A 7,760-nucleotide genomic window follows, 5' to 3' on the forward strand; every position below is an offset into this window, starting at 1 on the left:
GAAGTGCGGGTAGAAAAAAATTGCGCTTCTTCTACAAAAAACGTGGGATATTTCTGGTGGTTTTTTTCGAAAAATCCGCGAAGTCCCCTCTGTCCATTTTTTCCAGATGTGCTATACTATATCCATACCACGGGAGGTCATCTCCCGCGCTTTCAGAGGAGGTAACAGAATGAAAAAGAAAGTCTTGTCCCTGCTGCTGGCGGTGGTCATGACGTTCTCCCTGGCCGTCACCGCCAATGCGGCGGAAGAGACGGCACAGGATCTGGACGGCGACATCGTCATCCTGCACACCAATGATGTGCATGGCGCCATCAGCGGCTATGCCAAAGTGGCCGCGCTGAAGGACGCCTACGAGGCCCGCGGCGCCTACGTCCTGCTGATGGACGCCGGTGACTTCATCCAGGGCGATCCCACCGTCAGCACGTCTGAGGGCGCCACCGCCGTGGAGCTGATGAACCTGGCCGGCTACGACGTGGCCAGCATGGGCAACCATGAGTTCGACTACGGCTACCAGAACCTCAAGGATCTGGAGGCGGACGCCGACTTCACCATCGTGGACGCCAATGTCCTGTACAACGGCCAGGTGGCCTTTGAGGACAACGTGGTCTTCACCGCGCCCGACGGCACCAAGATCGGCGTGTTCGGCCTGGACACCCCGGAGACCGCAACCAAGGCCCACCCCGCCAAGATCCAGGGCGTGACCTTCCTGGCCGGCGATAAGATGTTCGACTGCGCGCAGGATCAGGTGGACGCACTGGAGGCAGAGGGCTGCGAGTACATCATCTGCCTGGGCCACCTGGGCATCGATGCCGAGTCCACCGGCAACCGCTCCATCGACCTGCTGGAGAAGGTGGACGGCATCGACGTGTTCATCGACGGCCACTCTCACTCCACCCAGGAGGACATCATGGCGGCATTGGGCGGTACCGTGACGGATGCTGGCGATGTGACGGTCACCATTGGCACCGACATGGTCAATGGTACGGTCTTGACCTCCGCCGGAACGAAGCTGGAGGAAGTGGGTGTCGTCACGATCGACGAAGCCGGGCATATTGATGCGAGAACGACCTCTCTGGAGAGCCTAACCGCCACGGACGCTGATGTGGCTGCCCGCGCCGCCAAGATCCAGGCGGAGATCGACAAGGAATACGGCACGGTGTTTGCAAAGACCGAAGTGGCCCTGAACGGCGAGAAGGAGCCCGGTAACCGTACCGAGGAGACCAACCTGGGCGACCTGATCTGCGACGCTCTGGTCTGGGGCGCCGAGCGTGAGGGCACTGAGGTGGACGCGGCTGTCACCAACGGCGGCGGCATCCGCGCCTCCATCGCCGCCGGCGACATCACCAAGAAGGATATCAACACTGTGCTGCCCTTCGGCAACACCCTCTCCATCGTGAAAGTCACCGGCGCCGAGCTGCTGGAGGCTCTGGAGGCTTCCACCTACTGCACGCCCACCTCTATCGGCGGCTTCCCCCAGGTGAGCGGCATCGAGTTCACCGTGGACACCACCAAGGCCTATGACCAGGGCGAGCAGTATCCCGGCTCCACCTACTACGGCCCCAAGAGCATTCAGCGCGTCACCATCGAGACCGTGGGCGGCGAGCCCTTTGATGCCAACGCCACCTATACCATCGCCACCAACGACTTCATGGCCGCCGGCGGCGACACCTACTATGCGTTCGCGGCTGCCTCCGTCAACTATGACCTGGGCCTCTCTATGGACGAGGTGGTCATGGACTACATCACCGACGAGCTGAAGGGCACCGTCACCGAAGAGGCCTACGGTCAGCCCGCTGGCCGCATCACTGTTGACCAGGGCCTGGCCTTCACCGACGTGGCGGCGACCTCTCCCTACTATGACGGCATTGAGTGGGCCGTGGACGAGGGCATCACCAACGGCACCACCGCCACCACCTTCTCTCCCTACCAGAACTGCACCCGTGCCCAGATCATCACCTACCTGTGGCGCGCCGCCGGTTCTCCGGAGCCTGCTAGCACGGAACCCGCCTATACCGATGTGACGGACACCAGCCTGTACTTCTTCAAGGCCGTCCAGTGGGCCAGCGAGCAGGGCCTGGTGGAAGGCGAGACCTTTGATCCCTATGCGGGCTGCACCCGCGCCATGGCGGTGTACTTCATGTGGGTTGCCGCCGACAGCCCCGAGGCTGCTGCCGCTTCCTTCACCGACGTGGCCGCTGACGCGGACTACGCCGCCGCGGTGAACTGGGCCGTGGCCCAGGGCGTCACCCTCGGCACCGGTGACGGCAGCACGTTCTCTCCCGACACCGTCTGCCAGCGGGGCCAGATTGTGACCTTCCTGTACCGGGCCGCCAACGCTGCTGCCTGAGCGACAGAAGTCAGATCTTCTCAAATCACAAAACAACAGCCGCAGGGAACGCTCCCTGCGGCTGTTGTCTATCTGCCTTACCGGCCCCGCCGGCTGTACTCCAGAATAGGGATGCCGTCTGAGACCGTGCAGCGGTCCAGATGGAGTTCCACCGGCGGAATCCCCTCCTGAAACAGCCGCCGGCCCTTGCCCCGGATCACCGGCAGGATGCCGACGATATACCGGTCTACGGCGTCGGCGCGAATGAAGTCGGAGGCCAGCTCTCCACCGCCGAACAGCCAGATGTGCTTGCCGGGCCGGTCCTTCAGCGCCAGAACTTCCGCCACCACATCGGCGGAGAGAAAGACAACCCTGCCCTCCGGCGCTCGAGGTGTCCGGGAGGCCACCAGGAATCGCTTTTCCGCCGCTTCGGGCAGAGAACTAAGGCAGTCCTCATAAGCCTTTCGACCCATAACGATGGTGTCGCAGGATGCCAGGAAGCCGTCGAAGTCGAAGTGGTCCGCCGTGTCGGCCCGGACATCTCCCTGGCCGCTGATCCATGCGAAGCCGCCGTCCTCATCGCAAATGAAGCCATCCAGGCTGATTGCCAGATTCAAGATGATGTCCCGTGCCATACATGTCCTCCTGTCAAAAAGATGGGAGAACGATCATACCACATCTCGCCGTCTGCTGGCAAGTCCCGCAGGCGGACAAAAAATGCCGTGGCCGGAGGCAGCTGCCTCCGGCCACGGACCGTTCACTTCATCTCCGCACTCTTCTCATAGGCGGCGATGACCGCCTCCATCACTGCGCTGCGGAACCCGCCGGCCTCCAGCGCCCGGACGCCCTGGATGGTGGCGCCGCCGGGGGAACAGACCGCATCCTTCAGCGCACCGGGATGGCGGCCCGTCTCCAGCATCAGCCGCGCGGCGCCGATCAGCGTCTGGGCGGCGCACTCCATCGCCATGGGACGGGTGAGGCCGCAGGCCACGCCGCCGTCCGCCATGGCCTCGATGAAGAGGTCCACAAAGGCCGGTCCGCAGCCGGCCACGGCGCTGCCGGCGTCCATCAGATGGTCGTCGAGGGGCAGCAGCCGCCCGGCGCCTGCCATGTTCTCCAGGAACGCCGCTTCCTCCTCCGCCGTGACGCCGTCGCAGGTGTAGAAGATCACGCCCTCCCCGATGGCAGAGGGGGTATTGGGCATGATGCGGATCAGGGGCCAGTCCCCGCAGCCCCGCTCCCGCAGGTCGGGGATGGTGAGGGCCGCCGCCATGGACACCAGCACGAACCGGTCCTTCCGCGCCGCCAGCACGGGGCCGATCTTCTCCATCAGCCCTGCCACCATATAGGGCTTCACGCCCAGGAAGATGTAATCTGCCTCAGCGGCCACCGCCGCATTGTCCACAGCCCGGCAGTCCAGCTCCTGGGCCAGGGCCTCCGCTTTGGCGGCGGAGCGGTTCGCCAACAGGATCTCTCCGCCGGACAGCCGCTTGCGGGCCGCCCGGGCCAGGGCGCCGCCCATATTTCCGGTGCCGATAAAACCAAATGTCGCCATTGTGCATCAACCTCTTTTTTCAAATCAGAATCAGATGTTCAGCTTCGCTTTTTTCCGCAGCACCATCCTGTCGGACCCAGGGCCGCGCCGCCCAGGATCACCAGTCCGTAAACAGCGCAGGGAAGGTACAGCTGCACCAGTGCTATTCCGGTACCAAGCCTGCCGGAGACAGTGCGCATCTGCAGGTACAGCCCCATCGCCGCAGCGGAACAGACCGCCGACGGGATGCCCAGCGCCTGCTTCAGGTGTCCGGCGGGGATGAGCAGCACGGCCGACAGAAGCGCTGCAGCCAGCAGGGAGAGAATGATCGCCGCCATAGAGACCATCCCCTCTTGGTGTTTTAACTTCCGGCAGGCGCTTACCGCACCTGTCCCTCACCGTAAATGACGTACTTGCAGCTGGTCAGCTCCTCCAGTCCCATGGGGCCCCGGGCGTGCATCTTCTGGGTGGAAATGCCGATCTCCGCCCCCAGACCGAACTCGCCGCCGTCTGTGAACCGGGTGGAGGCGTTGACGTACACCGCCGCCGCATCCACGTGGTCCAGGAAGTGCTGGGCCTTGAAGTAGTTCTTCGTGATGATGGCCTCGGAGTGCTGGGTGCCGTGGGTGTTGATGAAATCGATGGCCTCATCCATGCCGCCTGCCGTCTTGACAGCCAGGATGTAGTCGTCGTACTCGGCGTCCCAGTCGCTGTCTTCTGCCGGTACCGCCCGGGTGCCCAGGATCTCCAGGGCCTCCGGGTCCGCCCGCAGCTCCACGCCCTTCTCATCCAGAAGGGGAAGGGCCTTTTTCCAGAAGTCCGCCGCCACGTCCCGGTGGACCAGCACGCACTCCACGGCGTTGCACACAGAGGGACGGGAGCACTTGGCATTGAAGAGGATGCTGGCACCCATGTCCAGGTCTGCCTCATCGTCGATATAGATGTGGCACACGCCCTCGCCGGTGCGGATCACCGGCACGCTGGCCTCCTTGGCCACGGCCCGGATCAGCCCGGCGCCGCCCCGGGGGATCAGCACGTCCACATAGCCGTCCAGGTGCATCAGCTCATTGGCGGTCTCGTGGCTGGTGTCCTGCACCAGGGAGATGCAGTCCTCCGGCAGACCTACGGACCGCAGGGCCTGACGCATCAGCTCCGCCACACAGCGGTTGGAGCGGATGGCCTCCTTGCCGCCTCGGAGGATACACACATTGCCGGACTTCAGGCACAGCGCCGCAGCGTCTACGGTGACGTTGGGCCGGGCCTCAAAGATGATGGCGATGACCCCCAGGGGCACCCGCCGCCGGCCGATGATAAGGCCGTTGGGCCGGGTTTCCATCTTGTCCACTCTGCCGATGGGATCCGGAAGGGCAGCCACCTGCCGCACGCCGTCCACGATGCCTGCCACCCGTTCCGGCGTCAGGGTCAGCCGGTCCAGCATGGCGGGGCGCATCCCCGCCTCCTTCGCGGCGGCCACGTCCTCTGCGTTGGCGGAGAGCCACTCTGTCTGCCGCTCTGTCAGAACGTCCGCAATGGCATTCAGCGCCGCGTTTTTCCTGGCCGTCCCGGCGGTGGCCAGAACGTAGGTGGCGGCCTTTGCCGCCTGTCCCTGCTGCTGTAATGCTGTCATATCGTCACACCTTTCTTGAAAGAGGAATTAGGAGTTGGAAATTTAGGGGTCCGGCGGATCCGGACGAATTTCAAATCATTCCGCTGGGGGTGCAATCCATCAATTCCTAGTTTTCCCCGATACAAATCGCGTTCCAATGTCCTTTCCCTCCGCGATGCCATACAGGTCTTCCATCCGTCTGCCGTTGGTGATGACCATATCGCACCCGGCCTCCATGGCAATGCGGGCAGCGGAGAGCTTGGTGGCCATGCCGCCGGTGCCCCGCCAGCTGCCGGCGCCGCCGGCCATCTCCAGGATCTCCGGCGTCAGCTCCGTCACCTGGTGTAGGAGCTTTGCCTCCGGGTGAGTCTTGGGGTCCGCGTCGTACAGCCCATCGATGTCGCTGAGCAGTACCAGCAGATCCGCCCGGCACAGCTCCGCCACGATGGCAGAGAGGGTGTCGTTATCGCCCAGGACCTTATGGCGTCCGGTCTCGATCTCGGCGGAGGAGACGGAGTCATTCTCGTTCACCACAGGGATGACCCCCATCTCCAGCAGGGCGGAGAAGGTGTTGGACAGGTGCTCCGCCCGCTCCGGGTCCTCCACATCATCTCCTGTCAGCAGGATCTGGGCCATGGAGCGGTTGTACTCGGAGAAGAATTTGTCGTAAATGTGCATCATCCGGCACTGGCCCACCGCAGCGGCTGCCTGCTTCATCCGCAGCTCCTTCGGCCGCTCGGACAGCCCCAGCTTGGCGGTGCCCACAGCGATGGCACCGGAGGACACCAGGATCACCTCATGCCCCATGCCCTGGAGATCCGCCAGGGTCCGCACCAGATGTTCCATGCTCCAAAGGTCCAACGCGCCGGAGTTATGGGTGAGGGTGGAGGTGCCCACCTTCACCACAATACGCTGTTTGTTCTGTTCCAAAGTTATGTTCCTCCTTGGGTGGTAATTGGTATCATATCGCTGATCCCCAGCAGTTCCAAGGCGTCCTGGTAGTCCCCGGAGGTGACGTTTTCCTCCAGCTGGGCCATGATCTCCTTGTAGGAAAGTCCAGTTTCAATATCCCACAGGGAACGGCAGATAGTCAGTATCTGAGAAAGTGCCTCCAGATCCAGATAATTGCTCTCCAATAGCGTTTCCTCTAGTGCCAAGAGATAGAGATACACGTGGGGATGCGGGGAAGTCTCTCTCCCGGCGTTGGAGACATAGTCCTGTTTGAGGGCAACAGAGGTCCGCCGCACCCGGACTAGGTTTTCCTGAATGCGATCATCCTCCAAGGGAGCCTCCAGGGCAAGAATATCCGGATCACCCAGATCCTCAGATAGGGCACAAAGGTACTGGTCCAGCATTTGCAGGCTCCGTCGGAAGGCTTCCCGTTGCCCCACCGCTTCTTGCTCCACCTGAACAGAGGTCCCCATTCCAAAAGCCATAACTAGAGCGGCGCAAACAATCAGGATCTGAGCCCAGGGGATTTGAAAATGCTGTTTCATAGGAATCTCCTTATTGAGAAGGGCCAGAGTAGAAGATTAGATACTTTAGATATTTTATCATATCACAGTAACCGGCAAAAAGAAAGTCCAGCGCGTACTTTTCATAAAATTGCAGAGAATACCGGGGAAAAGGAGGGTTTACCATGACAGAACGCACCAAACCTGCGGACACCACAGAGGAAAATGACGAGAGCGGAAAGGACGGCGCCCAGCAGATCGTGGACTTCGGCTCCGCCCTGACCAAAACGCCCCACGGCTCCGTGTACTGCATGACCATCATCGGCCAGATCGAGGGCCACAACACCGCCGCCAGCGGTGCCAAGACCACCAAGTACGAGCATGTGCTGCCCCTGCTGGCCAAGCTGGAGGAGAGCGACGAGGTGAACGGCGTCCTCTTCCTGCTGAATACCGTGGGCGGCGACGTGGAGGCGGGCCTTGCCATCGCGGAGCTGATCGCCGGCATGACAAAGCCTACGGTCTCCATCGTCCTGGGAGGAAGCCATTCCATCGGCGTGCCTTTGGCAGTGGCTGCCCGACGGAGCTTTGCCGTCCCCAGCGCCGCCATGACCATCCACCCGGTCCGCATGAGCGGCACGGTCATCGCCGCCCCCCAGACCTACAACTACTTCCAGCGGCTTCAGGATCGGATCGTGGCCTTCGTCTCCAGCCACAGCCAGATCACGGCTCAGAAGTTCCAGGCCCTGATGCTGAAAAAGGACGATATGGCCGCCGACGTTGGCAGTGTGGTCTATGGAGAGGAGGCAGTGTCCCTGGGCATCATCGACCAGGTGGGCGGCC

At 62.4% G+C, this 7,760-nt stretch carries 8 protein-coding genes; 2 read left to right on the forward strand and 6 right to left on the reverse strand.

Translation table 11 applies throughout. The annotated features are described in order from the left end of the window. Nucleotides 1-169 precede the first annotated feature (169 nt). On the forward strand, nt 170-2,347 hold the full coding sequence (locus OCV80_RS09265) for a 5'-nucleotidase C-terminal domain-containing protein (RefSeq protein ID WP_267288371.1): 2,178 nt from the start codon (nt 170-172) through the stop codon (nt 2,345-2,347). Nucleotides 2,348-2,424: 77 nt separating this feature from the next. Here OCV80_RS09265 and OCV80_RS09270 read toward each other — a convergent pair whose 3' ends face one another. The 6 genes from OCV80_RS09270 to OCV80_RS09295 form a co-directional block, all read right to left on the reverse strand. Further along, nucleotides 2,425-2,961: a dihydrofolate reductase family protein gene (locus tag OCV80_RS09270; protein ID WP_021748212.1), complete on the reverse strand. Its 537-nt coding sequence runs from the start codon at nt 2,959-2,961 to the stop codon at nt 2,425-2,427. Nucleotides 2,962-3,083: 122 nt separating this feature from the next. Then, nucleotides 3,084-3,881 (reverse strand): pyrroline-5-carboxylate reductase, encoded by a 798-nt coding sequence (gene proC, locus OCV80_RS09275; protein WP_267288372.1) that lies wholly within the window; start codon nt 3,879-3,881, stop codon nt 3,084-3,086. Nucleotides 3,882-3,919: 38 nt separating this feature from the next. Further along, entirely contained in the window at nt 3,920-4,198 is a 279-nt protein-coding gene (locus OCV80_RS09280) for a hypothetical protein (RefSeq protein ID WP_267288373.1), read from the reverse strand. A 41-nt stretch (nt 4,199-4,239) separates the two neighbouring features. After that, nucleotides 4,240-5,487, reverse strand: a complete 1,248-nt coding sequence (locus OCV80_RS09285) for a glutamate-5-semialdehyde dehydrogenase (protein ID WP_267288374.1) — start codon at nt 5,485-5,487, stop codon at nt 4,240-4,242. Between the two features lie 99 nt (nt 5,488-5,586). Further along, on the reverse strand, nt 5,587-6,402 hold the full coding sequence (gene proB / locus OCV80_RS09290; protein ID WP_119311330.1) for a glutamate 5-kinase: 816 nt from the start codon (nt 6,400-6,402) through the stop codon (nt 5,587-5,589). Continuing rightward, nucleotides 6,399-6,962, reverse strand: a complete 564-nt coding sequence (locus OCV80_RS09295; protein WP_119311329.1) for a hypothetical protein — start codon at nt 6,960-6,962, stop codon at nt 6,399-6,401. The genes proB and OCV80_RS09295 overlap by 4 nt, the downstream gene beginning before the upstream one ends. A gap of 143 nt (nt 6,963-7,105) precedes the next feature. Here OCV80_RS09295 and OCV80_RS09300 point away from each other — a divergent pair. Beyond that, nucleotides 7,106-7,760 (forward strand): ClpP family protease (locus tag OCV80_RS09300; protein WP_267288375.1); only part of this gene is annotated, 655 nt, incomplete at its 3' end.

Source organism: Oscillibacter acetigenes (assembly GCF_025567605.1).
GTDB lineage: Bacteria > Bacillota > Clostridia > Oscillospirales > Oscillospiraceae > Oscillibacter > Oscillibacter welbionis.